Below are 22,523 nucleotides of genomic sequence, written 5' to 3'. Positions count from 1 at the left end.
GCTCACCCCCCGTCGGTCTTCTTGGCCTTGCTCGGGGCAGCAGAACGCCCCGCCGGCTTGCTCGCCTGCGGGGCGTTGGTGGCCTGCTCGTCGGCGACCTGGTCGTCGTCGACGTCGTCCGGGGGCCGGTGGTACCGGCGCAGCATCATGCGGCGGCCCCCTTCGTCTTGAGCACGACGACGCCCTCGTCGTCGAGGCGGTGGCACGCGTAGTGAACGTTCGTCGTGACGACGGTGGTGCGCGCGAGAATGTCGCGGTCGGTCTCGACGACGGGCCGGCGCTTGTAGAGCAGGCCCAGGGAGCCGCGCCGGATCATGAGCGCGTTGTACGTCTTCTCGGCGCCCGTGCCGGCCGTGGTGAGGCGGTCGGAAACGTAGATGTTCACGCCCCCGGCCTGGCCGATCACGCCGCGCGGGATGACGGCGCCTGCGCCGAGCTTGTCCGCGCTGATGAAGTTCGGGTCACGGAGCAGGGCGGCGCGCTGCACGGAGTGAATGACCAGGCCGGCCATGTTTTCCGGATCCCACTCGTCCCCGAACTTCTCGATGCCGGACACCATGACGTCCCACGAAAGGGCCTCGGTCGCGGCGTCCACGGTGATCACGCCGGCGGCCTCGGCCGCGGCGCGCAGGTCGACGTCGACCTTTCGCGCGATGAGTACGCCGAGCTGCCGCTGCGTCTCCGCGTACGGGTCGCCGAACGCGACAAGGCGGGCCTTGTCGGTGATCTCGACGGCCTTACCGGCTTCCTTGATGGTCGCCGAGTTGCCCGGGTCGGTGCCGAGCTGCTCGGGGCTCATCGGCGTGCCCTCGGTGAGGTCTTCGGCCTCGCCGAGTGCGGTCCACTTCGGGAAGTTGACCGTGTCGCCCGGCTTGCCTTCGAGGGTGGTGTCGGTGGTAGCGAGGGTGCCAAGGATCATGGCCCCCTTGAACTTCGCCTGCACCATGTCGGCCCATACGTCGGGGACGATCATCTGTGCGGCGGTGGTCTTTCCAGCGGGCATGTGGCGCCCTCCTTACTCGGATGCGGCAGAGAGCTGCCGGTACAGGTCGGGGTCGGACTGGTGCAGTGCGACGCGGTCGGCGTAGGACATGGCGGCGAACTGCGCGGCGGTCGGGGCGGCGGTGGTGCCCGGGGTGAAGTCGGCGCCGCCTGCGGGCGGGCCGGCCGGGGCGCCCGTGGCGCGCAGGTGGGGGTTTGCCTCGACCGCGGCCGTGATGACGGCGGCGAGCTTCTCGCCGAACTTCGCGTCGGTCGGGTCGAGGTCGGCGAGCTGCTTCTCGACGGTGCGGGAGTCGAGCAGGCGGGCCGGATCGGCGCCGGCGCTGTGCGCGGCCTGGTGCGCGGCGAGTTCCACGCGCAGGGTGCGGGCTTCGGCGAGGGCGGTGTCGCGCTCGGTGGTCGCCTGCGCGGCGAGCTGCGCCGGGTCGGTCTCGGCCGCGGCGCCGTTCGGGTCGAGGACACGGCGCAGGCCGGCGAGCAGCTCGTCGCGCTCGGTCTTGGCCTGCTCGGCGGCCTGCTCGGCGGCGGTCGCGCGCTGCTCGACGGCGGGGTCGACGGCCGGCGCAACGGGGGCCGCGGGAGTCGCCGGCGCGACGGGGGCCGCGGGCGCGGGGGCGGCGGGCGCTGCGGGGGTGACCGGTGCGGCCGGGTCGGTGGACGGTGCGGCCGGGGCGGCGGGGGTCTGGCTTTCGGGCATGGGTGATCGGCCCTCCGTGACCGTGTGGGGACATGCGAAAGGGCCCGCCGGTCGGCGGGCCCTTGGGGGTTGTGCGGGGTGTCTGTGTGGCTTACTCGGCCGGCTCGGCGGCCTGTCCGTATCCGCGTAGCCACGCGGTCCGTAGCAGCGTGCGCGGCGGATGGGGGCAGGTGGTCATGGGCTGCTCGTCGCGGGCCGCGGTACGGCCGGCGAGCAGTGCGCGAGTGAGTTCTGCGCGGCTTCCCATGACGCCCCCTCGATCATCCGTCGTGCTTGTTTCGAGCGTCCCACATGGCTTGCTGAGCTGCTCGAACATCGCTCATATTCTGCCCGGTGACCTCGGCAACGAACTGCGCCTGCGTCTTGCGCTCCTGCTTGCGCCAGAACGCTTTCAGCTCGTCGGACGCGTAGGCGTACGCGATGCGCGCCGGCCCGGTGAACAGGCTTCCCGGGTCGACGCCGGCGGCCTTCCCGCGGCGGTTGAGCATGTACCCGTTGGTGTCGGCTTCGGCGGCGGCGTACTGCTGCATGGCCCAATCCCAGTACATTTCGCGGGCCTCGCGCCGGGTGACCTTGTGTACCGGCTCGTCGGCCGGGTGGTCGTCGGCGAGGTGGCGCGCGGCGGTGGGCAGGTCGTCGTCGGCGACGTCGGCGTACTGCTGCCACTGGGACGGCGGCGCCCCCGGTGCGAGGGCGTCGTCGAGGGCGGCCGACGCGGCGAGGACGTCGTCGACGTCGTCCCCCATCGGCAGGGGGTACTCGGGGATCGGCCCCGGGTACCGGCGGTCGAGTTCATCGGCGATGCGCAGCAGCTCGTCGTCGGTGGCGTGCTGCTGCGCCCATGCGAGGACTTCGTCGCCCGTGCCGGACAGGTCGGCGAGCAGGCGCCCCTCGGGGAACACTGCGGCGCGCAGGTCCGCGGCGTCCCGGCGGTCCGCCTCGGTCTCGATGCGGGCGAGGGCCCGCTCGTCGAGGACGTGCGGGCGGGTGGCGAGGGCGAGCTGCTCGTCGGTCATCTCGCGCAGGGTGGCGTCGTCGCCGGCGCGCACGCGGGCGGCCTGCATAACGTCGTCGGCCGGCCGGGTGTAGGTGGTGGGCAGGTTCGAGGCGCCGGGCTGCTCGCGGTGGCGCAGGCGGCGCAGGTCCGGGTGTGCGGCGAGGTGCGAACGCATGGCGCCTTGCCACTGGCGCACCTTGGCCTCGGCCGCGCGCTTGCCCTCGGGCGTGGTCGCGGCGGCGGCCCGGTTCTTGTGCTTCCGTATGTTCCGCTCGATGGCGCGCTGCCTCTGCCCGGCGTCGTATCCGGCGGGATCCGATTCGGCGTCCTCGGTGCGGGTGATGCCCGGGGTGTAACTCGACACGCTGTGACGGCAGTTGGGGTGTTGCAGCCCTGCGGCCCTGGCTTCGTCGAGGGATCCGGCGACGTCCACGCGCACCATGCGGCCGTCGTCGACGGCGTGCTCGACGTCGACCGTACGGGCGCCGGACGGGCCCCCGATGGACAACACCTGTCGTTCCCACGGGCGGCAGAGCGGGCACTCGCGCGGGCTGCTGCTGACGACGACCAGGTCGACGCCGGCCGCGGCAAGGGTGGTCATGTGCGCCTCGACCGCGGCGCGGCCCACGGACGTCCGCACGGCCATTTCGGCGTACGACGTGAGGGCCCAACGGCGGCCGGCGCGGTCGCGGAAGCTCGACACGCCCCGGTCGGCAAACCGGGTCATGGCCTGCTGTGTGGCCTGCCGGCGGGTGTCGGTGCCGAGCAGGGGGGCCGCGGAGACTTCCGCGACGACCTGCCGGTACCCGTCCTCGACGCCGCGGAGTATCCCCCGGTGCGTCGCGGTGACGGTCTCGATGGCTTCGGCGGCGAGGCGGTCGACGGCCTGCGCCTGCGGGGTCCGCTCGGCCACCGTGCGGCGGTCGTCGTCGCCCAGTACGCCGAGTTCGGCGAGGGCGGAGTGCCGGCCGCTGTCGTACGCCTCGGCGACGACGTGCCGTACCTCCTCGTCGACGCCGGCGGCGAGGGTGTCGAGCAGCATGTCGGCCGCGCGGCGCAACGGGGCGACGGCGGCGAGCTTGGCGACGGCCCACCCGGGCGCCTCCTGCCCGATGGCGAGCTGTCGCGCGCAGAGTTCGAGCAGGCGCCGCTCGACGTCGGCGTACAGGTCGGCCGTCGTCGCGGCGAGGTACTCGACCTGATCGGGGGATACCGGCACGGTGCGGCACCCCCCATCGTCAGGCGGCGAGCGGGAAACTCCCGACGGGGTCGGGTGCGGCCTGCCCGGTCTCCTCGTGGATCCGGGCGACTTCCTCGGCGACGGCCGTGTCGTCCCAATCCGGGTGCAGAACGCGCACCTTCGTATCGGTGGAAACGGCCTGCGCCTGCGCGAGCAGAGACAGGGTTTGCGCGGTGCTTCCCGGGTCCTCCGCGACTCCGTCGCCGATGTCGACCGTGGGGCGCTCGTCGGCGTTCTGCGTACCGAACTGCGCCCGGTCGACGGCGAGCAGTACGCGCAGAATCTCGGCAATCGCGCGTCGCCAGTACCTCGCCTTTTTGCCCCGGGTCACCATCGAACGATGGTCGCGGGCGGCGATTTCCGTTGCGGTGACGGCTGCTCCGTCTCCGTCGAGACCGACGGACGATGGGGAGTAACCGGCCGCGGTCGTGGCCTGCCGCACAATCGACTCGGAAGTCGTGCGGTGCTCTTCGACGCGGATGTCGAACTGACTCAACGTGATGCCGGCGCCCTGCTCGGTGGGCGGGATGGCGAGGGCCTGCCACACTTCCCGGTCGTCGTCGAACGATGCGCCCTTGCCCGGGCCGTTGTTGCGCAGGTACCCGTCGGGAACGATCAACCGTGCCCGGGCGAGCCTGATGTCGCGTAGCCACGATGACCATGTCTCGTCGAGGGCGTCGAGCAGGTCGTGCACACCCTGCAAGTCACTGCGGCCCCACGGGGCGCCGCGGTGCTTCCTGTTGGGCCCGATGTTCGGCACGTAGACGGCCGTGAGCATCGGTACGCCGGTCTCGATGGCGTCGCCCTCGGTGCCGAGGGATCCGGCGAGGCCGGCTGTTTCGGGGTGCTCGGTGAGCGGGACGCGCCGGCCGAGCTGGTCGTCGGTCCCCTCGTACAGGCCGTGAAGGATGCGGCCCCGTTCGTGCCGTTCGAGGTGGCGCCATACGGCCGACCCCGTACCGGGCAGGGTTCGCCAGAACGTGACGGCGGTCATGATCCCGAACGTCCACTCGGGTACGGCCTGGTCGGGGTGGACGACGGTGAGCAGGGGCCGGTCGGGGGCGGCGGCGCGGTCCCACATCACGCGCAGGAACACGCCGGACAGGGCCGCGGCCGTCTCCGCTGCGGTCAGCAGCAGCTCGGGCACGCCCCCCTCGTCGAGCAGCTCGTCGAGGCGGTCCTGCGTCGCGGTGTCCGCCACGGTGACGACGGGGGTGTCGGCGAAAAGCAGGTCGGCGGACGTCTGCGCTATCTCGCCGGCGAGGGGGATGTGCAGCCGTTCCTCGCGCTTGCCCGGCTGACGGTGGCGCCCCCACAAGCGGCGCCGGCCGTCCTTCCGTGCCTGCGGTGCGTACCGGTAGACCTTGGCGAGGCGGTCGGCGTCGCCGGAGTACCACGCGTCGTCGACCTTGATGTCGGCGTACAGGGGGGCGATGCTGCGCGGCGGCCACATGGCGCCGTTGTCGGGCAGGCTCACGTCGGCGCCCCCTCTCCCTCGACCTGGTCGAGGTGGTCGGCGGCGGTGCGCAGCAGCTCGGCGACGGCCGCGGGGACGTCGGCCGGGGTGTCCACGGTGACGGTGCCGATTTCGGCGGCGGTGCTTCCGACGCGCAGGTGCACGGGCAGGGTGATCATGCGGCGGCCTCCCTGGTGATCAGGTGGCGCCACTCGTGCGCGGTGCTGTGCAGCACGTAGCGCAGGGCGTCGACGGAGTGGTCGGCGGTCTTGATCGGCTTGTCTTCGCCCTTTGCGGACGCGGCCGGATCCCATGAGTAACCGGGGATCTCGTCGAGCAGGCCGGTACACGATTCGTGCACGCGGAGCAGGCCGGCGGCGAGGGCGGACGACACAGACCGGATACCGGCCTTCACCTCGTTGTCGGCCCGGGTGACGCCGGGGTGTCCGTCGGCCCATAGCTGCGTCTGGAAAGAGGCGGCCGACGGGTCAATGAACGTCCACTCTGGTTCGACGCTCTGCCGGTCGAGCCACGCGCGGACGGCCTCGCTGTACTGCGCGTCGGTCATCTGCCGGTGTGCGAGCTTCGAGTCATGGCGCCACTCCGACACGACGTACAGCCGGTCGTCGGCGCCGAGTCCGAGCAGCAGGGCGGCAAACGGGTTCGTGGTCCCGTAGTCCGCGGCCATCCAGTACCGGAGCATCGGCGGCAGGGTGTCGACGACGTGCTGCTGCTCGTCCCACATATCGAATACGGCGCCTTCGGCGACGACCCATGCCCCGTCGATCATGCGGCGGCGCCACAGACCGACGTATTCGGCGGTGAGGTCGGCGACGTACTGCCGCGTAAGACTCGGGTTGTCGGCGAGCTTGAAGTGCCAGTGACGCAGATTGAGTTCGTGGGCGCGGTCGAGGTATCCGACCTTCAACCAGTGGCGCGGGCTGTCGGGGTTCGTGGTGGCGAGCAGGCGCGCGCCGGGGGTGCTGAGTCGGGCGAGTAGCTGCGTCCAAAAGCTCTCGGGAACGAGCGTTGCCTCGTCGACGTAAGCGAGTTGGGCCGTGAGTCCTCGCAGGCGGCCCTCGGCGCGGACGTCGGATGCGCCGATCAGGTGCACGGTCCTGCCGAGAATGACGGCCGTTGTGGCGCCCCGGGTGTGGTGGATGTGCTTGGACAGGGGGCCGAACAGGGACGCGTCTTGCAAGGGCTCGAACACGTTGCGCTCGATGGTCTGCAACGACCTGCCGCATATCAGGATGAGTCCCGACGGGCCGGCCGCGGCGACGGCGATAACGAACGCAAGCAGGGATGCAACGGTCTTGCCCGACCGGACCGACCCATGCCACAAGTTGATGCGGGCCCGGGCGCGGCCGATCGAACGGAGCTGCTTACGCGACAGGGGCAGGTCGACGCCGGCGGGCAGGCGCACGGCTCACCCCCCGTCGTCGGCCCCCTCGTCGTCGGCGAACGCATCGGCGAGGACTTCGCCGAGGGTGCCCAGCATCGAACGGACGTCCTCGGCTCCCTGGCCTCCCTCGGCGGGGGCAAGTTTCAGGGACTTGTCGACGGCGATGGACACGCCGGCGAGGATCTGCCGTTGGTCGGCGAACTGCGGCCGGTCGAGGCCGACCTGCGACCACTCGTTGTCCTTGCCTCCGAACGCGCCGACGGTGCACGGGGCAAAGAGCTGCGCGTGCAGCCGCTCGGCGGACTCGTGTAGGGACTCGGCGAACTGCGCGCGGCGGGCGGCGAGGTCGATACGGCGGGCGTCGGTCGCGGCGACCACTTCGGGACCGCGGGTGAAGATCAGCGGGGGGTCGAACGATCCGGCGATCTTGGACACGGTCGAGCCGCTGCGCCTGATGGCGCGCGCGATGGCGTTACGGCTCTTGCCCTCGGCGTGCAGCCGGCGGACGTCGTCGCGGTCCTGGTCGGTGATCGGCTCTCGCACGGCGTCACCTCCCGGACATGGCGACGCCCCGTTGCCGGGGGGGATGGCAACGGGGCGAAGTAGAGGGGGTGTTTCCGGGCACGCCGGGGACGGCCTAAGTAGATCACAGATTGATAACGACGCGCAATCGGTGCCGACCCCGGGCCGTGTCCGACACGGCCCGGGCGCTGCGGCTACGCGCTGAAACGCTGTCCGACAGGGGGTTGCGACAGGCGTTGCCCCACGGGGCGCGGCGCCGTGCCGTTGGCGGACACGGGCGCCCGACCGCTGGTCAGGGCCGGTGTCGTTGTCGGACACTGCCGGAGTTGGTAGGCGAGCAGGTGCGGCGCGGTGCCGGGCGGGCAGACGCCATGCGCCCACCCGGTCCGGTACATGTCCGCCACGATGGCGACGGCGGTACGGATGGCGTCCGACGCGGTACCGCCGGCGGACATGATCACTGCGAAGTCGTCGCAGACGGCGGCGTCGGCGCGCACTGACGGCCGGGTGCCCGGCGTCGGGGGCTTGTGCCTCTTGGGGGTGTTCGGCTCGGTAGGGTTCGGCGTAGCCATGGCGGGGTTAGCTCCCGTGGTGGTTGGGGCCCGGTCGGTGATGTGCAGTCATCGGTCGGGCCTGCGGCGTCGATGGGGGTTACTGGTCTTCCGGGTCCGGCCACAGGACCGTAAGCACGGCCTTGTCGTCGGGCTGCTGCTTGCCCTGCTCCTCGGGCGGCGCCTCGACCCAAAGCAGCACGCGCAGGCGCGGCTCGGCCGTCGGGTCGGCGTGCTCGGGGTGGGCCGCGAGGTACTCGTCGAGGACATGGCGCGCAAGCAGCTCGGGCTCGGCGGTCGGGGCGACGGCGTCGCCGGACTCCCACGACTGCCACCCGGGCCCGGGCGCTCCGTCGCGGACGTCGAGCCGGTACTCGTACTCGGTGTGCGTGCGCAACACGCGGTAGACGTATCCCTCGGACACGTCGAGTTCCTCGGCGATGTCCCCCGGCGCGACGTTGGCCGTGTGCCGAGCGTGATAGATGATCTCGGACACGATCGGCTTGTAGCGGTTCTCCCACTCCTTCCGGGCGCGACCGGCCGCGCGCAGGCGGTCGAGGGCGGCCCCGGCGGCGTATCCCGACATGGCCGTACCGGCGTACTTCCCGCCGACGGCGCCCTCGGCGAGCATCCGTTCGACGTCCCGCTGCTGCGCCTTGGGAGTCACGGCGCCGGGCGATGCCTTGCGGGTGTACGTGGCCTGCTCCCGTTCCTGCTGCCAGCCGTCGAGCAGGTCGAGCACTCCGCGCAACACGTTCGCGGGCAGGCCCGGGGGCAAATCGTTGATGCGGCCGGCAAGATCCGCGCGCAACTCGGCGACGGTCGGCTCGGTCGGTTCGCTACTCATCTGCTGCTCTCTCTGGACGGGCCCCGCCCCCGCACGGGCGCGGGGGCGGGCGGAACGGTACCGGTCAGGCGAACAACGCGCCCTGTCCGGCGGGGGTGAGGTCGAACAGGGTGGCGCCCGGGTCCGTGCGGCCAATCCACGCGCCGCGCCACGTACCGGCGGTCGCCTCGGCTTCCGTGACCAGCCGCGCGGCATACAGGGCTTCCGCCTCGACGACGGTGTCGGCGTCGGCCTCGACCTGCTCGGCGTACTCGACGGCGTCGACGGCCCGGGCCGTGGTCTCGAACTGCTCGACGGCCTGCTCGACGGCCTGGTCGGCCGACTTCACCGTGCGGAACAGGTGGGAACCCTTGGGGTCCTGGTCGCAGGCGGCGCCGTGCGTGACACATTGCAGGGCAGCGGGCAGGGCAGGGCACGTGATGACGGTGTGGTGCCCGTGCCCGTCGACGGCCCACGCGTGGCGGAAACCGTGGGCAGAGGTGCGGATCTCGTCGAGGCTCCCCGCGGCGCGGGTCGAGCGGATAGTGCACTGTCCGCGCTCGCAGAGGTAGCGCGGGGCCTCGCACACGTACAGGTGGACGGTGTCAGGGTCGGCCTGCGGGGCGTCGAGCAGTCCCTCGGCGGCCTGCTCGAACGCGTTCCGGGCGATGACCGGCTGCTGCTCCTCGGAGGGCTCGACGTGTGCGGGGCGCGGCGCCGGGGCGGCCAGGATGACGCGCACGCCGTAGCGGGCGGCCCGCTCGATGCACTTCCGGCACGTCGCCTCTCCGTCGACGTCGCCGCGCTCCAGCTCGTAAAACTCGTACGAGGGGCGGCAAAGGGCGTCGCCGGCTTCGCGGCGCAGGCGGCCGTCGAGGGGGGCGTCGAGGACCAGGTGCCGGGCGAGCTTTGCCTGCTTGGTGCCCTGGTTCGGGTGGGAGGACTGGCGGACGCGGGCGGTGATCTCCATGGGGTTAGCTCCCGTGGTTGTGGTGGGTGCCGGTGTGCAGCCGGCGGGGTGAACAAGGATCACTGTACTAGGTTCTGAACTAGGTTCACAAGGGGGTCGAGCAAAGGGCCCGGGATCAACTCCGGGCCCTGTTCGACGCGTTGGGGTTATGCGGCCCGGGGGGTACCGGCGTCCGGGGCCCCGGGGGTGAGCAGCAGGGGTAGGCAGGCCGGCCACTCCCACACGCGACGGCCGCGGGCGTCCCTGCCGGTGTCCGCCCCGCACGCCTCCCCCGTCCGGCAGGTGACGGTCGGGGGGTCGGCCGGCGCCGCACGGATGACCAGGGCGCCCCCGCACGACGGGCACGGGGTCGGCAGGGTGCGGCTCCCGGTGATCGCGTCCGCGGCGACGATGCGGGCGACGCGCTGCTCGCACGTCCGGGCCACCCGTGCGGCTTCGTGCAGTGCCCACTCGGGGAGCGGGGCGAACGGGGCGGCGACCAGGGCGTCGCCGAGCAGCTCGGGCTCGGTGTCCTCGTTGAGCACGCGCCCCTCGACGTACACAGCAGCCCAGTGCAGACCGTGCGCGCGGGATCCGGTGGCGGTGCGTGCGTCCGGTGCGCCCGGGTCGGGGAACGTCCAGCGGCGGACGTCGTCGGGGCCGGCGTGCTGCACGGCCGCGGCGAGGGTGTCGGCGAGGTCGAACACCTGCTGCTCGACGAACAGGGCGACATCGAGGGCGTCCAAGTTGGCGGGGGCGGGGTGCTGGCGCAGGGTGAGCGGCGCCCGGTCCTCGACCAGTAGGGCCCCCTCGTCCGCGGCCCCGATATTCAGGAACGCCCGGGTCTCGGCCGGCGGCCACGTCGAGGGGGCGGGCGGCGTCTCGACGGCGGCGAGCAGGGCGCCCCACTGCTCCCGGATGGTGCGCAGGCGCTCGGCGGTACGGATGGCGACGGGGTGCTGCACGGCTGGTGTCTCCTCGGTGGTGCGGCGGGGCGCGGCCTGCTTGGTGCGCCCCGCGGTGCTCATTCGGCGGCGGGCGTCTGCTGCTGGTGGATGCGGTGCGAGGCGACCAGGGAGCAGCGCCGGCAACGGCGGTGACGGCGGGGTGTCCATGACGGGACGACGTCGACGGGCTCGGCCTGGTGGGGCTGCTCCTGCTCGGCGTCGCATCCGGGGCATGAGTCCTGCATGAGCACGTACCGATGTGCGCACAGGACGTGCGGGCGGGCGGTCACTGCTGCTCGGCGAGGGCCTGCTCGGCGACGGCCGCGCGCTCCTCGGCCTCGACGATGGCCTGTTCGGCGGCGGCGACGCGCTGCTGCTCCCGGCGTACGGCGGCCTGTTGTCCGCCGGACTCCCGGCGGTACCGGTCGCCCTCGGCTATCTCGGTGGTGACCAGGGCGCGCAGCAGCTCGGCCTCGGCCGGGGCGGTGCGGGCATACCGGGCGAGCAGGTTGTCGACCTGCGCGCGCCGGGCGAGGCGGGCCTGCTCCCGTGCGGCGCGGGTGGTGCGGCTCATCGTGCGGCCTTCCTGGTGGCGAGGGCGGTACAGGTGGGGCAGGTGGGCGAGCAGGCGCCGCGCGTGTCGGCAGGGTGGCGCCTGCTCGGTCGAGGGGGCCGGAAGGTGGCGGGGCGGACGATGCCGAGCAGTCGGTCGAGGGCTCTCACGGTGTGGTGTCCCGGGCGGTCGAGCAGGCCGTGCAGCCGGACGGGCACGGGCGGCGGGGGTGGGCGAGCAGGGCGCGCAGTTCGCGGTCGAGGTGGTCGGGCCGGCGGCACACTCGGGCGCAGGTCTGCACGATGCCCGGGGAGAACACGACGACCAGGGCGACCAGGGCGACGCCGGCCGGGCTCATCGGGTGACCACTGCTGCGCGCGGCACGTCGTAGAACGCGAGCAGCTCCCCCTCGACGACGCGCAGCTCGGCGTCGGCGACGGGGCGGTCGGCGCGGGTGAGTTCGGCGCGCACGGTGTCGACCAGGGCGGCGACGTCGAGCAGGGACGCGGGGAGCGGCAGGGCGTGCTCGGTGCGGGTGAGGTGGACGGTACGGCGGGTCGGGCTGCTCACTGCTGCGCCTTTCGGTGGTGGGGTGGGGAAGGGGCGGGGCCGGCGCCGCGGTGGCGCCGGCCCGGTCGAGCGGGGGCTGCTACGCCTTGCGCGGGCCCTCGACTCCGCAGGCCGCGCAGATGAAACCGGCCGGCGGCTGGTCGGTGCACTGCGCGCAGGTGTCGAGCGGAACGAGCAGGGCGACGGGCTCGACGTCGAACAGGTACGCGGCGGCCTCGATGTCGTCGGCGGTCCACGCGCGGCCCCCGGCGCGTTCGAGGGCGTACCAGGTCTGCGCGCTCACGGCGCGGCCGGTGACGGTCTCCCACTCCTGTCCGGCCTGCTCCTGCGTCCAGCGCTTACGGCGGCGCAGGATGCGGACGTTGGCGCTGATCACGTCGGCGAGGGGGAGCGGCGAGGCGGCGAGGGTCTGCACGGTCATGGTTTCCGGGTCCGTTCGGGAAGGTGCGGAAGGTGGGAAGGGGCGCCGCCCCCTGTGCGCGGGAGCGGCATCGACCGGTCGCGGGCGAGGGTCAGTACGGGGGCTCGTCTCCGTATCCCTGCGCGGGGTACGGCTGCTGCGCGTACTGGGGCTGCTGGGGCTGCTGGGGCCTCTGTGAGGGGCGCTGCTGCTGCGCGGTGTTCCACGGGTCGTCGGCCGGCTGCTGGCGCTGCTGCTGGCCGTTGCTGCCGTTCTGGCCGGTGGTCTTGGTGACGGTGGCGGTGGCGCGGAGCAGGGACGGGCCGACTTCCTCGACGTCCAGCTCGACGACCGTGCGCTTTACGCCCTCGCGGTCTTCGTAGCTGCGCTGCTTGAGTCGGCCCTGCACGATGACGCGGGATCCGCGGGCGAGGGACGCGGCGACGTTCTCGCCGAGGGTGCGCCACGCCGAGCAGGTCAGAAAGAGGCTGTCCCCGTCTTTCCACTCGTTCGCCTGCTTGTCGAACACTCGGGGGGTGGATGCGACGCGGAACGCTGCGACGGCCGCGCCGCTCGGCGTGTACCGCAGCTCGGGGTCGTCGACCAGGTTTCCAACAACGGTGATGACGGTTTCGCCGGACAACGGCACTCCTCTTTCGAGCGTGAAACGAAAAGCGGGAAAACGAATCGTACGTGAAATCTACCGGGCATGGGAATGCGTTGTCGTCCCGGATCGGGAGGGGGGTCTACCGGATCCCGCGGCGGTTGACGACGTGCCGGCAGGTGCGACGGCCGCGGCTGTCCCTGCTGGTCGGGGCCTGCCGCATGAGCCGCTCGTACAGGTCGAGGTCGTCGTCGAGGTGGTCCTCGACAGGCGCAGGCGGGGCGACGGGCGCCGGCTTGGGCTCGACCTTCGGGGCCGGCACGGGCGGCCCGTACGTACGGACGTGGCGCCACTGCCAACTACCGACGTCCTGCTCGACGGTGGCCGTGGCGCCGGCCGCGGCCCACTTGCGGGCGAGGGCGACGACGCGGGCGCGGTCGGTCTTCTCGTACCGGCTCTCGGGTGCGGGCGCCGGCCATACGGCGATCACCCGGAACGTGCGCGGACGGCTCATGCGGCGGACTCCTGACGGTTGGTGTCGTACGCGAGGGCGGCGGCGGCCTCGATACGGCTCGGGTGGGCGGTCTTCATCGGACGGTGTGAGGTGGCGCCGCCGCGCGGGACGACGCGGCGGGCGCGGCAGGACTCGTTCACGGCCGCGCCGCACCATCCGCACGGAACGGCGAGGACGTCGGGCAGTCCCTCGGCGACCAACTGCTCGCGCCGGGCCTTGGCGGGCCGGAAGGGGGCGAGGTCTTGCCGGACGTGCGCAGGGATGCACGAACCGATCGCGCGCAGGCGGGCCTCGACCGCGGGGTCGACCTTGGCCTCGGCGGCGGTGATGGCGCGCTGCTCGTTCGGCGGGCGCTGTCCGGCGAGGACGGCGTGACGGGTGCCGAGCAGCTCGGCCCGCCACGTCTCGACGTCGTCGGGGTCGGCGGTCGGCACGGGGTCGGTGTGCCGGGCTAGGCGGTCCGCGCTGTGCTTTGCCCACTGGCGGGCGACGTCCACGGGCAGAATCGGGTACGGCGAGCTGACGACGTGCGCCCGGATCGCGTTCCGGGCGTCCCACCCGTATTCGGTGGCGAGGGGGACGTCGCCGAGCAACTCCTGCCACTGGTCGAGCTGGTCGCCCAACTCGCCCGGGTCGGTGCGCATCGTGCGGGGGTCGAGGCGGCCCATGTAGGCGAGCAGGCCGGCTATTTCGCGGCGTTCCATGGGGTGTTATTCCGTTCCGGTCGGGGCGTCGTCGAGCAGGGCGAGCAGGGCGGCGGTGTGGGCGTCGGCGCGGGTCATGCCGGGCGCGGGGGCGGCGGGGGATCCGCCGGGCAGGGCGTAGAGGTTCGGGCGGCCCGGGGCGGGGGTGCGCTCCCGGGTGATCCACGAACGCCAGTCCGCGGACCATCCGGCGGCGGCTCGGGGCGCAGCAGCAGCTCGGTACGCGCGCCACTTCTCGTCGGCGGCGCGCAGGCCGGCCTCGCCGAGTCGGTCGAGGTGTCCCTCGCGCTGGGCCCATGCGAGGGCGTCGTCGTCGACCTGCCACTCGGCGGCGGGGGAGAGAGCAGCAGCTCTCTTACCGTTCACCTTCGGTTCTCTTCTGTTCTGGGGGTCGGATTCCGGTCCTGCGCCGGGTCGGATTCCGGTCCCCCCCGGGGCCGTATTCCGGTCCCCCGGGTCGGATTCCGGTCCCCCCTCGGACGGGGCGGCCGGGTCGGATTCCGGTCCCCCGGGGGTCGGATTCCGGTCCCCCTCGGCGGGCTGCTCGGCGAGGAATCGAGCGGCGGCCGGCAGGTGGTAGTACGTCTCTCCGCGCGGTCCTTTGCGGCCGGGGAGCAGCAGCAGCTCGTCGCCGGCGAGCAGCTTGTCGAGGGCGTCGCGCACGGCCGTACGGGACGCGTTCGCGCGCTTCATCAGGGCGGGGACGGACGCGTACGCCATGCAACGCCGGTCGACGCACCGGTCGGCGATCAGGGCGAGGACCATGCGGGCGGTGCCCTTGCTGCTGCTGTGGTCCCACACCCATTCGCGGGCGTCGTAACTCATCGGGTCGTACTCCTACAGGTCAAAGTCGAGGGCGAGCTGCTCGGCGCGGGGGCGGCAGTCGTACGGGTCGAGCAGGCCGGGGCGGTGCGGGTGGTGTCCGCGGGGCGGCCGGCGGTCGAGGGCGCACTCGACGACTTCGCGGGGCGTCATCCGTCGGCCGTTCGGCCGGGTGATGGCGAGGGGGTGCGGCGTCGGGTCGAGCAGGTCGCCCCCCGGCGTGCGGATCACGGGGTGTCCGCACGCCGGGCAGGGGATCGTCGGCGGTATCAGGGCGGGCCGTCCTCGACGGCCTGGTGCTCGACGACGCGCGGCCGTGTGGGCGCCCCGGGCTCCGGCTTCCGGGCGACGGCCGACGGGGTGTGGAGCGGGCACCGGTAGCCCTGGACGTACCGGCGGGCGCCGGGGATCTGGCAGTACCGGCGGCGGTCGCCGATCCAGTGCGTGCACTTCACGCGGCGGCCTCGCACTTCTCGGCGAGGATCTCGACCGCGGCCTGCTCGCCGAGGAACTGCGTGTACGCCGGCGGGATGGCCTCGCGCAGTCCGTCACGCGACGCCCACGGCATCGCCATGATTTCCCGGGCGAGGTCGACGCCCACGAAGTTCCCGACAACGTGCATGTACTCGCCCTCGCGCACGGTGCGGCCCATCTTGGCGAGGGGCGCGACGTGCCGCGGGTGCAACCGTGTACCCAACGGCAGGGACGACTCGAACAGGCGGTGCCGGTAGGTGCGCAGGCCGAACATCCGGCCGCACAGCAGCAGCGGGTCGAGCAGCTCGTGCCGGGCGCCCTCGACGTTCTCAAGGATGTACGGGCGGCCCGTGGACTGCATGGCCTCGCGGGTGGGGCCGATCAGGTCCGGGTGTTCATTGCCCCTGAGCTGCTGCGCCCGGGTGTACCGCTGGCAGGGCGGCGAACCGGCGAGCAGGTCGAACTCGGCGCCGTGCGCCCGGATGTACTCGACGGCGTCGCCCTGGATGAACGGGAACGGGTACCGCGGCTGCTCGCCCTGGTCGACGCCGACAACGTCGTATCCGGCGAGGTAGTACCCCATGCTCGCCCCGCCCTGGCAGCAGTACGTATCGAGGACACGCAAGCCATTCCAGGGGCGTTCGGGCAGGTCAAAGGCGGTCATGCGGCGATCACCTCCGCGACCAGGGCGAGGGCGTCGACCTGCCCCGGGCACGCGGCCGGCTGCTCGGCGGACGGTCGCGGCTTCCTGCGCGCGCGCCGGGGCGCGGCCGTGACCGTGTCGGGGTACGGCTGGTCGTCACCCCCGATGCCGAGCTGCACGGCCGGCGGCGGGAGCAGCAGCGGCCACTCGACGCGGTCGAGGGCCTGCCGGTTCTTCGCCGGCACGGGGGCGAGGGGCTCGTCGAGCCAGTCGTGCCCCATGGCGAGCAGCGCGTACGCGTCGGCCTGGTTGTCGTCGCGCAGGGCGACGCCGTACCGCGGGCCGACGGCCTCGACGACGGCCTGCTTTCCGGCGCGGCCGTCGCCGGTCGCGTACTTCGCGCGGGCGGTCGGGGTGACGACGGCGACGGGGATGTCGAGGGCGGCGAGGCGGTCGACGACCAGCCACCACAGGCCGGCCCGGTCCCATGTTCCGGCCCCCTTCGAGCCGTAGCTCGGTCCCTCGACGACGGCGAGGTCGCACGGGGCGACGGCCTCGACGATGCGGTCGGCGAGGCGGTGCAGCCGCGTACGGCGCATCGCGTACGTGTCGGTCCGCTTGCCCTTGCTGCCGAGGGTCTGCGCCCAACCGGCGCCGGCGATGCCGGTACCGGTCAGGGACAGGTCGAGTCCGCGAACAATGCGGCTCATGCTGCGGCCTCGCTCTCGTCGGCCGCGGCCGGGGCTGGCGCCGCGGTGGGTGCCGGCGGGGCGAGGGCGGGCAACACGATCGGGGCGAGGATGCCGGCCCGCCACGCGTCGGCGACCAGTTCGCGGCCGGCGCGCTTCACCTTCGACGCCCGGGTGAAGTTCACGGAGTGCGTACGGGCGCGGCTCGGCTTGATCTCCACGCCGGGCACGTCGAACAGTTCGCCGCTCTCGGCGTCGTGCACCTGCGCAACGCCGGCGGCCGTCATCTGTTCGAGCAGCAGCGTGACGAACCGCGGCTGCACACCCTTGACCAAACGGGCCGGCACGGGCCGGACCAATTTGGTTATGGCCTCGCTCGGGAACTGCTTGTGCGCCCACTCGACGAACGCCTGCTCGTCGATGATCTTCGCGGCCTTCTCGCCCCCGGACAGGCGGACGTCGCCCACCTTGGTCCCGTCCGGCAGGGTCGCCTCGAACTTCGTACCGCCGGTCGTCTTCTGCTGCTCGTCGAGCATCGCCTGCACGTCCGCGCGGGCGGCCTTGTACGCCGTGTCGACCTGGTCGAGCAGGGCCTTAAGAACGGCCTCTTTCGTTGTCGCAGCCTTGACCTGCGCCGCGGTGAACTTCGGCGCCTCGACGGCCTGCTCGGTGCTCTCCTCGGCGCTCACGCGGCGGCCCCCTCGGCGGCGGCGCGCAGGTCGGCGGTAAGGCCGGCGAGCTGCTCGACCGTGCAGTCGGCGGCCTTGCAACCGGCCTCGGCCGTAGCGATGTCGTCGAGGTGCGACGGTTCGAGGGCGAGGGCCTTACCGGCGGCGAGCAGCTCGGCGAGGGCGACGGCGTGCTGCTGCCGCGCGGCGTCCGCTTCCGGGTCCGGCACGGTCGGAACGGACGGGACGGCTGTGGGGCGCGAGGGCGCAGGCTTCGGCGCGGACGACGCGCGCGGCGCCTGCTGCTTCGGGGCCTGCTGCTGTGCGGCCTGCTCCTTCTGTTGCGCGACGGCGTCGAGCGACGCGAGGTACTCGGCCGGGGCGCCCTCGGCGACGGCCGCGGCGCGCACCTGGTCGAACCGCTCGCGTGACTCGGCGGCCTGCGCGTCGGCGAGGTAGTCGCGCGACGGCCCACCCTGCGCGGCCGACTGCTGATCCGGCACGGCCCGCGGTCCCTGCCGCGGGGGCGCCTGCTTCTGCTGCTGCGCGGCCGGCTGCTCCCACGGCCCACCCTCGGCGCGCTTGCTGCGCTGCACCTGCTGTTCGGCGGCCGGGGCCTGCTCCTCGACGACGGGGGACGGCTCGGGCTTCACCGGCGCGTCGTCGGGCACGGCCGGCACGTCGGCGTCGTCGGCCGGCTTCGGGTGTGCGGCCGACCAGATGCCGACGGCCTGCCGGCTTCCGTCGTTGTAGAGGGACAGGCCGAACGCGTCGCCCAAGTTGTGGGCGCATCGCTTCAACGCCTGTGAAAGGGCGGTCTTCATGGCCATGTCGTGGGCGTCGCCGAGGGACGGCTGATTGCGACTGTCCCCCATGGCGGCGTCGTCGTACGCGGTGAGGGTCCGGCCGTCGGTCGTCTTCACCGTGAGGCGCACCTGCGCCCGGTAGATGACGGTCCAGCGGCCGGGGTTGATCTCTCGTTCGGCAACGCAGACCAGTTCGAGCGTCTCGTCGGACCATCCGCCGAACCCGAACACGCGGTTGAGCCAACGGCGGACGTCCCACGCTTCGAGGTGCGACTGCCTGTTCAGTGTCTGCACGCGAGAGGGGTTGATCGGGGCAAGCAGGGTCTTGACCTGCTCGACGGTGAGGTCGGCAGGGCCGGCGGTGGCGGCCGGGGTGTTGCGGTGCAGGGGTATGACGGTCACGCGGGGACTCCGTTCGTGCTGGGCAGGTCGAGGACGTCGAGCAGGTCCTCGCGTGCGCGGTCGAGGCCGGCGGCGGCCGACTCGCGCCCGTAGTCGGTGGCGGCGGGCGAGTGCCGCATGTGGTCGGCGTGCGCCCGGGCGGCGGCGAGGTCGAGCAGCAGGTGCTCGACCGCGGCCGGCTCGTCGGCGAACGCCTCGGCGAGGGCGTCGAGGAAGGTCTCGGCGGTCATCGGGCGTCCGCCGGCGCGTCGAGGGTGACGCGGTGCAGTCGGCCGGCGCGGACGTCGTACCGGTACTCGTCGTTCTGCCACTGCGCGCGGGGGTAGGCGCGGCGCAGGACGTCGTACGCGGCGCGGTGCTGGTCGGCATCGGCGGCGAGCGGCAGGTGCAGGACGTCGGCGAGGTGGACGCGGACGGCAACGCGGGGGCCGCGCGGTCCGGCCTCGGTGTAAACGGGCGTCGTCTGCACGGTGTCGGTGTCGGGGGCGACGGCGCGCAGGCGACGGGCGACCATGACGGCGCGGACGGCCTCGGCGGCGGAGTGACGGGTACGGTTCATGACGGGGCCTCTCGTGACGGATACGGGGGTCTCTCTCGCCGCCCCGGTCGCACCCGGGGCGGTTTTCTCGTGGGTCAGGCGGCGCGTGCGGCCGGGACCATCGACGCGGGGGCCTGCTCGGCGCGGGCCTCGCGGTGCAGCCGGCGCAGGATCAGTTCGATTTCGTCGGCGCTGCGGAAGCTCCCGACGGCGGCCTGCTCGGCGGCCTGCCGGATCGGCAGGCGATCACGACGGGCGCGTGCCTGGTCGAGGACCCTGCGGGCATTGGCGAGGGCCTGCGGGCGAGGGGTGACGGTGTTCACGCGGCGGTTTCCTCTCGCATCAGGGCGGCAGGGGTGAGGCCGTATGTCCGCTCGATCGCGGCGAGTCCGGACGGCCCGGGGGCGTGGCGGCCGGTGGCCCACCGATAGACGGCGAGGTACGGCACACCCATGCGCCGCGCCATGTCGGCGGGCGTCTGGTCGCCCTTGGCGAGCGCGGCGGCGACCAGGGCGGCGGGGGCGAAAGACATGACAGTTCCTTTCACGAAACGATCCGTTGCTGTCTCGTTCGTGAAAGAAACGTACCACCTAAATTTCACGCATGAAATCGGTTCACGGTACAACCTTCCGAGGGTGGATCGGGTCGCAGAATCGGGCGCAACCGCCTGGACCTGGGCAGCGTCCTACCGGACAGTGTTGGTTCCGTTACGGGAGTGACAGGAAGAGAGCCCGGGTCGTATGCTCGGCTCGAAGGCTTGTTCGAGTTCGAGCTAGCCAGGCACGGCCGCGCGACGGGACGGGGGAGGGGTGGACTATGCCAAAACCCGGTTACTGTCGTGCGGATCTTTCGCGCGCGATATCTTTCACGCATGACACAAGATGCGCCGCAGCAGCACACGCCCGAAACCTTCGCTGCATGGCTCCGCGAAATGCTGACCAGGCGGGGTTATCCCGAGCGCGGCGGACAGAAGCAGTTCGCCCGAGACGCCGGCCTCAGTGCCCCGACCGTCTCGCGCCTCTTGCGCGCTGAGGGACTCCCGGACACACGGACTCTCGAAGCGCTCGCCGCAGGTCTCCGCGTCGGCCTACCGGAAGTTCTCGTTCGTGCCGGCGTGGTCAAGCAGGACGACCTCGCCGCCCTACGACCTATCAAGCCCAACCCCATTACGTCGAGAGAGGCCGCGGCCGAACTCGGCATCACAAGTCCCGAAGGTATCGAGGCGTTCGAACGGATGGTGAACGGGCTTCGGGCCGTCGAGACGGACGAACGCAGCACAAACGGATAGCAAGGAGCCGCACCACATGCACATCACGCGCGACCAGGTCGCCGCAGCAGTCGCCTACGCCGTATTCGTCACGGGCCTTGTCCTGGTAGTGGTCGCGTCCGCCACCGGTGACCGCCCCCGCATGGCGGACATTGGCGCCGGCGTCGCCCTCGCGGGCCTGCCGTTCGTGATCCTGGCCCGGGTGCGGCGCCAAAACCACATGACCACCGAAGACAAGGAAGCCATTCGCCGAGAGGGGTACCGGCTTGCACTCGACCACGCCGCCCGGGGCCTGCTCACCCTCCCACCGCAGCCGGGCAACGGCGCGAGCGCCACCACCCACACCGCGACTGTGCACCACCTGTACGCCGCGCACTCGAACCTCGCCGACGTCACCAACGACCGGCGCCAGGCTCGCTAACTCGCGCCATCCGACAAGGAGATGCCACGCCACACAGGGCGCCCACGCGCTATCGCGGGGGGTAGCGCAACCCGCGCGCCCACAACCAAGGGAGGGGAAGCACCTTGATGCGTGCACCAGTCCTCGAACGCGAGGACCAGGCCGACACCGACCAGGACGGGAACGACCCGTCGCTGTGGTACATCGACGTCCCCGACGACCTGTCGGGCCTCGAACCGTACATCGGGTATATCCGGGTCTCGACCTGGAAAGAGGAGAAGATCTCTCCTCAGATCCAGAAAGCAGCCATCGACGATTGGGCCCGCCGCACCCGGCGACGCATCACTCGATGGGTCGTAGACCTCGACAAGACCGGGCGCAACTTCAAGCGCAAGGTCATGAAGGCCATTCAGGGCGTCGAGCAGGGCGAGGCGCGCGGCATAGCCGTCTGGAAGTACAGCCGGTTCGGACGCAACCGCGACGGCATCGCCGTCAACCTCAAGCGAGTTGAGTCCGTCGGCGGACAGCTCGAATCCGCCACGGAGCAGATCGACGCTCGAACCGCACTGGGCAAGCTGCAACGCGGAATCCTGTTCGAGTTCGCGGCCTACGAGAGCGACCGGGCCGGCGAACAGTGGAAGGAGACACACCAGCTACGGCGCGAGGCCAAGCTGCCCGCCACCGGCCGCGCGCGCTTCGGGTACATCTGGCACCCGCGCCGGGTCCTGCTCCCCAACGGAAGCTGGACCACACAGAAAGAGTGGTACGAGGTCGACCCCGAAGTCGGCCCCATCGTCGCCGAGTTGTACCGCCGGTACTCCGCTGGTGACGGCTTTCCCCAACTCTGCGCATGGCTCAGCGCGCAGGGGTACAAGACCACCCGCCAATCCGTATGGCGCACAGAGACGTTGAAGCGGTTCATGGACAGCGGCTTTGCCGCCGGCCTGCTCCGATTCCACGACCCCAAGTGCACCTGCGACAACCGACTGACGAACGGAGGCTGCAAAAACCACTTCCTGACCGATGGGGCCCATGAGGAGTGCATCAGCCTCGACCTGTGGCAGCAGTACCAGGACCGACGCGTACAGGTCAGGGCAACCGCGATCAGGGCCCGACAGGCGACGTACACCCTTACCGGAACCACCCGCTGTGGTCTCTGCCGTGGGGGAACGTCGATCAATGCTCTACACACCACCCGAGAGGGCGAGCGGATCAGCGTCCCGGGCTACGCCTACCGGTGCAACACCCGGTCGCAGTCGGGGGGCGTGCTGTGCGCCGGCATGTTCATCCAGCGGACCAAGGTAGAGGAGAAGGTATTCGAGTTCATCGTCAACAACTCCGCCGAGATTGACCGGGTGCCCCCGACGGAGCAGGAGCAGCTCGACGCCGAGGCGGAGCGCGCCCGACTTGCCACGCATCGCGTGAAGCTCGAAGCCGAGCACGCGAAGTACGAGGCCGGTCTAAAGCGGCTTGCCGTCGACAACGCGGTGAACCCGGAAAAGTACCCCGAGGGCGTGTACGAAGGGGCCCGGGATGAGCTGGTCAAGAAGCGGGACAAGGTCACGGCGAACCTCGCCAAGCTCGCCCCCACCGAGGACACAGGCCCCACCGTCGAGATGTTCCGGCCGATCATGGTTGGACTCGTCGAGGAGTGGGACACCGTACTCACGGTCGAGCGAAACGCGATCCTTCGGCAACTCGTCCGCCGGGTGGTGCTCACCAGCCACGGAGAAGGCGCCGACAACGTGACCGTAGAGATTCACCCCGTGTGGGAGCCCGACCCGTGGGAGCCCGAAGACACGGACGATGACGACGACGACCCGTTCGGCACTCTGGACCGTGCAACGCCGGAATTGGTCGACGTCAGGTAGTGACAT

The 22,523-nt window shown here is 71.9% G+C and carries 36 protein-coding genes; 4 read left to right on the top strand and 32 right to left on the bottom strand.

Annotation, left to right across the window (positions count from 1 at the left end; translation table 11 throughout):
• Positions 1-2 precede the first annotated feature (2 nt).
• The 13 genes from ACZ68L_RS12815 to ACZ68L_RS12755 form a co-directional block, all read right to left on the bottom strand.
• Positions 3-149, bottom strand: a complete 147-nt coding sequence (locus ACZ68L_RS12815; protein ID WP_469576587.1) for a hypothetical protein — start codon at positions 147-149, stop codon at positions 3-5.
• Positions 146-1,003: a N4-gp56 family major capsid protein gene (locus ACZ68L_RS12810; RefSeq protein WP_469576586.1), complete on the bottom strand. Its 858-nt coding sequence runs from the start codon at positions 1,001-1,003 to the stop codon at positions 146-148. Before ACZ68L_RS12810 ends, ACZ68L_RS12815 begins: the two co-directional genes overlap by 4 nt.
• A gap of 12 nt (positions 1,004-1,015) precedes the next feature.
• Positions 1,016-1,699 (bottom strand): hypothetical protein, encoded by a 684-nt coding sequence (locus tag ACZ68L_RS12805; protein ID WP_469576584.1) that lies wholly within the window; start codon positions 1,697-1,699, stop codon positions 1,016-1,018.
• A gap of 91 nt (positions 1,700-1,790) precedes the next feature.
• The gene (locus ACZ68L_RS12800; protein ID WP_363302890.1) at positions 1,791-1,946 is read right to left on the bottom strand and encodes an Rmf/CrpP fold protein; all 156 of its coding nucleotides are present in this window, start codon (positions 1,944-1,946) and stop codon (positions 1,791-1,793) included.
• Positions 1,947-1,959: 13 nt separating this feature from the next.
• Positions 1,960-3,915 carry a phage minor capsid protein gene (locus tag ACZ68L_RS12795; RefSeq protein ID WP_469576581.1) on the bottom strand — a complete coding sequence of 652 codons (1,956 nt, stop codon included), beginning with the start codon at positions 3,913-3,915 and terminating at the stop codon, positions 1,960-1,962.
• A 19-nt stretch (positions 3,916-3,934) separates the two neighbouring features.
• Complete coding sequence (locus ACZ68L_RS12790) at positions 3,935-5,413, bottom strand: phage portal protein (protein ID WP_469576579.1); 1,479 nt, start codon at positions 5,411-5,413, stop codon at positions 3,935-3,937.
• Positions 5,410-5,571, bottom strand: coding sequence for a hypothetical protein (locus ACZ68L_RS12785; protein ID WP_367550097.1), 162 nt, complete (start codon positions 5,569-5,571; stop codon positions 5,410-5,412). Before ACZ68L_RS12785 ends, ACZ68L_RS12790 begins: the two co-directional genes overlap by 4 nt.
• Positions 5,568-6,812 (bottom strand): PBSX family phage terminase large subunit, encoded by a 1,245-nt coding sequence (locus ACZ68L_RS12780; protein WP_469576892.1) that lies wholly within the window; start codon positions 6,810-6,812, stop codon positions 5,568-5,570. The genes ACZ68L_RS12785 and ACZ68L_RS12780 overlap by 4 nt, the downstream gene beginning before the upstream one ends.
• Before the next feature lie 9 nt (positions 6,813-6,821).
• Positions 6,822-7,340, bottom strand: a complete 519-nt coding sequence (locus ACZ68L_RS12775) for a helix-turn-helix domain-containing protein (protein ID WP_469576577.1) — start codon at positions 7,338-7,340, stop codon at positions 6,822-6,824.
• Positions 7,341-7,513: 173 nt separating this feature from the next.
• On the bottom strand, positions 7,514-7,891 hold the full coding sequence (locus ACZ68L_RS12770; protein ID WP_469576575.1) for a hypothetical protein: 378 nt from the start codon (positions 7,889-7,891) through the stop codon (positions 7,514-7,516).
• A gap of 79 nt (positions 7,892-7,970) precedes the next feature.
• Positions 7,971-8,717 (bottom strand): hypothetical protein, encoded by a 747-nt coding sequence (locus ACZ68L_RS12765; RefSeq protein WP_469576573.1) that lies wholly within the window; start codon positions 8,715-8,717, stop codon positions 7,971-7,973.
• Positions 8,718-8,781: 64 nt separating this feature from the next.
• Positions 8,782-9,666 carry a hypothetical protein gene (locus tag ACZ68L_RS12760; RefSeq protein ID WP_469576571.1) on the bottom strand — a complete coding sequence of 295 codons (885 nt, stop codon included), beginning with the start codon at positions 9,664-9,666 and terminating at the stop codon, positions 8,782-8,784.
• A gap of 146 nt (positions 9,667-9,812) precedes the next feature.
• Entirely contained in the window at positions 9,813-10,091 is a 279-nt protein-coding gene (locus tag ACZ68L_RS12755) for a hypothetical protein (protein ID WP_469576569.1), read from the bottom strand.
• A gap of 12 nt (positions 10,092-10,103) precedes the next feature.
• On the opposite strand from ACZ68L_RS12755, the gene ACZ68L_RS12750 reads away from it, so the two are divergent.
• A complete protein-coding gene (locus ACZ68L_RS12750; RefSeq protein ID WP_469576567.1) occupies positions 10,104-10,448 on the top strand; it encodes a PRC-barrel domain-containing protein in 345 nt (114 codons plus the stop codon).
• A gap of 221 nt (positions 10,449-10,669) precedes the next feature.
• Here ACZ68L_RS12750 and ACZ68L_RS12745 read toward each other — a convergent pair whose 3' ends face one another.
• The 19 genes from ACZ68L_RS12745 to ACZ68L_RS12655 all read right to left on the bottom strand — a co-directional run bounded on the left by ACZ68L_RS12745 (position 10,670) and on the right by ACZ68L_RS12655 (position 19,511).
• Positions 10,670-10,837, bottom strand: a complete 168-nt coding sequence (locus ACZ68L_RS12745; RefSeq protein WP_469576564.1) for a hypothetical protein — start codon at positions 10,835-10,837, stop codon at positions 10,670-10,672.
• A gap of 41 nt (positions 10,838-10,878) precedes the next feature.
• A complete protein-coding gene (locus ACZ68L_RS12740; RefSeq protein WP_469576563.1) occupies positions 10,879-11,166 on the bottom strand; it encodes a hypothetical protein in 288 nt (95 codons plus the stop codon).
• 145 nt (positions 11,167-11,311) lie between these two features.
• Positions 11,312-11,503: a hypothetical protein gene (locus ACZ68L_RS12735; RefSeq protein WP_403961365.1), complete on the bottom strand. Its 192-nt coding sequence runs from the start codon at positions 11,501-11,503 to the stop codon at positions 11,312-11,314.
• A complete protein-coding gene (locus tag ACZ68L_RS12730) occupies positions 11,500-11,715 on the bottom strand; it encodes a hypothetical protein (protein ID WP_469576560.1) in 216 nt (71 codons plus the stop codon). The genes ACZ68L_RS12735 and ACZ68L_RS12730 overlap by 4 nt, the downstream gene beginning before the upstream one ends.
• A gap of 79 nt (positions 11,716-11,794) precedes the next feature.
• Positions 11,795-12,136 carry a helix-turn-helix domain-containing protein gene (locus ACZ68L_RS12725; protein WP_469576558.1) on the bottom strand — a complete coding sequence of 114 codons (342 nt, stop codon included), beginning with the start codon at positions 12,134-12,136 and terminating at the stop codon, positions 11,795-11,797.
• A 91-nt stretch (positions 12,137-12,227) separates the two neighbouring features.
• On the bottom strand, positions 12,228-12,758 hold the full coding sequence (locus ACZ68L_RS12720) for a single-stranded DNA-binding protein (RefSeq protein ID WP_469576557.1): 531 nt from the start codon (positions 12,756-12,758) through the stop codon (positions 12,228-12,230).
• 103 nt (positions 12,759-12,861) lie between these two features.
• The gene (locus tag ACZ68L_RS12715; RefSeq protein ID WP_469576556.1) at positions 12,862-13,233 is read right to left on the bottom strand and encodes a hypothetical protein; all 372 of its coding nucleotides are present in this window, start codon (positions 13,231-13,233) and stop codon (positions 12,862-12,864) included.
• Positions 13,230-13,937, bottom strand: a complete 708-nt coding sequence (locus tag ACZ68L_RS12710; RefSeq protein WP_469576554.1) for a zinc finger domain-containing protein — start codon at positions 13,935-13,937, stop codon at positions 13,230-13,232. Before ACZ68L_RS12710 ends, ACZ68L_RS12715 begins: the two co-directional genes overlap by 4 nt.
• A gap of 6 nt (positions 13,938-13,943) precedes the next feature.
• Positions 13,944-14,762, bottom strand: coding sequence for a helix-turn-helix domain-containing protein (locus tag ACZ68L_RS12705; protein WP_469576551.1), 819 nt, complete (start codon positions 14,760-14,762; stop codon positions 13,944-13,946).
• Between the two features lie 12 nt (positions 14,763-14,774).
• Positions 14,775-14,990, bottom strand: coding sequence for a hypothetical protein (locus tag ACZ68L_RS12700; RefSeq protein WP_469576549.1), 216 nt, complete (start codon positions 14,988-14,990; stop codon positions 14,775-14,777).
• A 38-nt stretch (positions 14,991-15,028) separates the two neighbouring features.
• Positions 15,029-15,214, bottom strand: coding sequence for a hypothetical protein (locus ACZ68L_RS12695; protein ID WP_469576548.1), 186 nt, complete (start codon positions 15,212-15,214; stop codon positions 15,029-15,031).
• A complete protein-coding gene (locus ACZ68L_RS12690) occupies positions 15,211-15,897 on the bottom strand; it encodes a class I SAM-dependent methyltransferase (RefSeq protein ID WP_469576546.1) in 687 nt (228 codons plus the stop codon). The genes ACZ68L_RS12695 and ACZ68L_RS12690 overlap by 4 nt, the downstream gene beginning before the upstream one ends.
• A complete protein-coding gene (locus tag ACZ68L_RS12685) occupies positions 15,894-16,586 on the bottom strand; it encodes a hypothetical protein (protein ID WP_469576544.1) in 693 nt (230 codons plus the stop codon). Before ACZ68L_RS12685 ends, ACZ68L_RS12690 begins: the two co-directional genes overlap by 4 nt.
• On the bottom strand, positions 16,583-17,254 hold the full coding sequence (locus tag ACZ68L_RS12680) for a hypothetical protein (protein WP_469576543.1): 672 nt from the start codon (positions 17,252-17,254) through the stop codon (positions 16,583-16,585). Before ACZ68L_RS12680 ends, ACZ68L_RS12685 begins: the two co-directional genes overlap by 4 nt.
• Positions 17,251-18,441: a Rad52/Rad22 family DNA repair protein gene (locus ACZ68L_RS12675; RefSeq protein ID WP_469576541.1), complete on the bottom strand. Its 1,191-nt coding sequence runs from the start codon at positions 18,439-18,441 to the stop codon at positions 17,251-17,253. The genes ACZ68L_RS12680 and ACZ68L_RS12675 overlap by 4 nt, the downstream gene beginning before the upstream one ends.
• Positions 18,438-18,671: a hypothetical protein gene (locus tag ACZ68L_RS12670; RefSeq protein ID WP_469576540.1), complete on the bottom strand. Its 234-nt coding sequence runs from the start codon at positions 18,669-18,671 to the stop codon at positions 18,438-18,440. Before ACZ68L_RS12670 ends, ACZ68L_RS12675 begins: the two co-directional genes overlap by 4 nt.
• Complete coding sequence (locus ACZ68L_RS12665; RefSeq protein WP_469576539.1) at positions 18,668-19,000, bottom strand: hypothetical protein; 333 nt, start codon at positions 18,998-19,000, stop codon at positions 18,668-18,670. Before ACZ68L_RS12665 ends, ACZ68L_RS12670 begins: the two co-directional genes overlap by 4 nt.
• A gap of 74 nt (positions 19,001-19,074) precedes the next feature.
• Positions 19,075-19,302, bottom strand: coding sequence for a hypothetical protein (locus ACZ68L_RS12660; RefSeq protein ID WP_469576537.1), 228 nt, complete (start codon positions 19,300-19,302; stop codon positions 19,075-19,077).
• Positions 19,299-19,511 (bottom strand): helix-turn-helix domain-containing protein, encoded by a 213-nt coding sequence (locus ACZ68L_RS12655; protein WP_469576535.1) that lies wholly within the window; start codon positions 19,509-19,511, stop codon positions 19,299-19,301. The genes ACZ68L_RS12660 and ACZ68L_RS12655 overlap by 4 nt, the downstream gene beginning before the upstream one ends.
• Before the next feature lie 339 nt (positions 19,512-19,850).
• Here ACZ68L_RS12655 and ACZ68L_RS12650 point away from each other — a divergent pair, with 339 nt between their 5' ends.
• The 3 genes from ACZ68L_RS12650 to ACZ68L_RS12640 all read left to right on the top strand — a co-directional run bounded on the left by ACZ68L_RS12650 (position 19,851) and on the right by ACZ68L_RS12640 (position 22,517).
• Positions 19,851-20,267, top strand: a complete 417-nt coding sequence (locus tag ACZ68L_RS12650) for a helix-turn-helix domain-containing protein (RefSeq protein ID WP_383751613.1) — start codon at positions 19,851-19,853, stop codon at positions 20,265-20,267.
• A gap of 16 nt (positions 20,268-20,283) precedes the next feature.
• A complete protein-coding gene (locus tag ACZ68L_RS12645; protein ID WP_469576534.1) occupies positions 20,284-20,667 on the top strand; it encodes a hypothetical protein in 384 nt (127 codons plus the stop codon).
• A gap of 107 nt (positions 20,668-20,774) precedes the next feature.
• On the top strand, positions 20,775-22,517 hold the full coding sequence (locus tag ACZ68L_RS12640; protein ID WP_469576532.1) for a recombinase family protein: 1,743 nt from the start codon (positions 20,775-20,777) through the stop codon (positions 22,515-22,517).
• Positions 22,518-22,523 lie beyond the last annotated feature (6 nt).

This window comes from Streptomyces sp. NPDC104309, from assembly GCF_055584025.1.
Note: the sequence above shows the minus strand (reverse complement) of the source record. Positions and strands in the feature narration are given on the sequence as shown.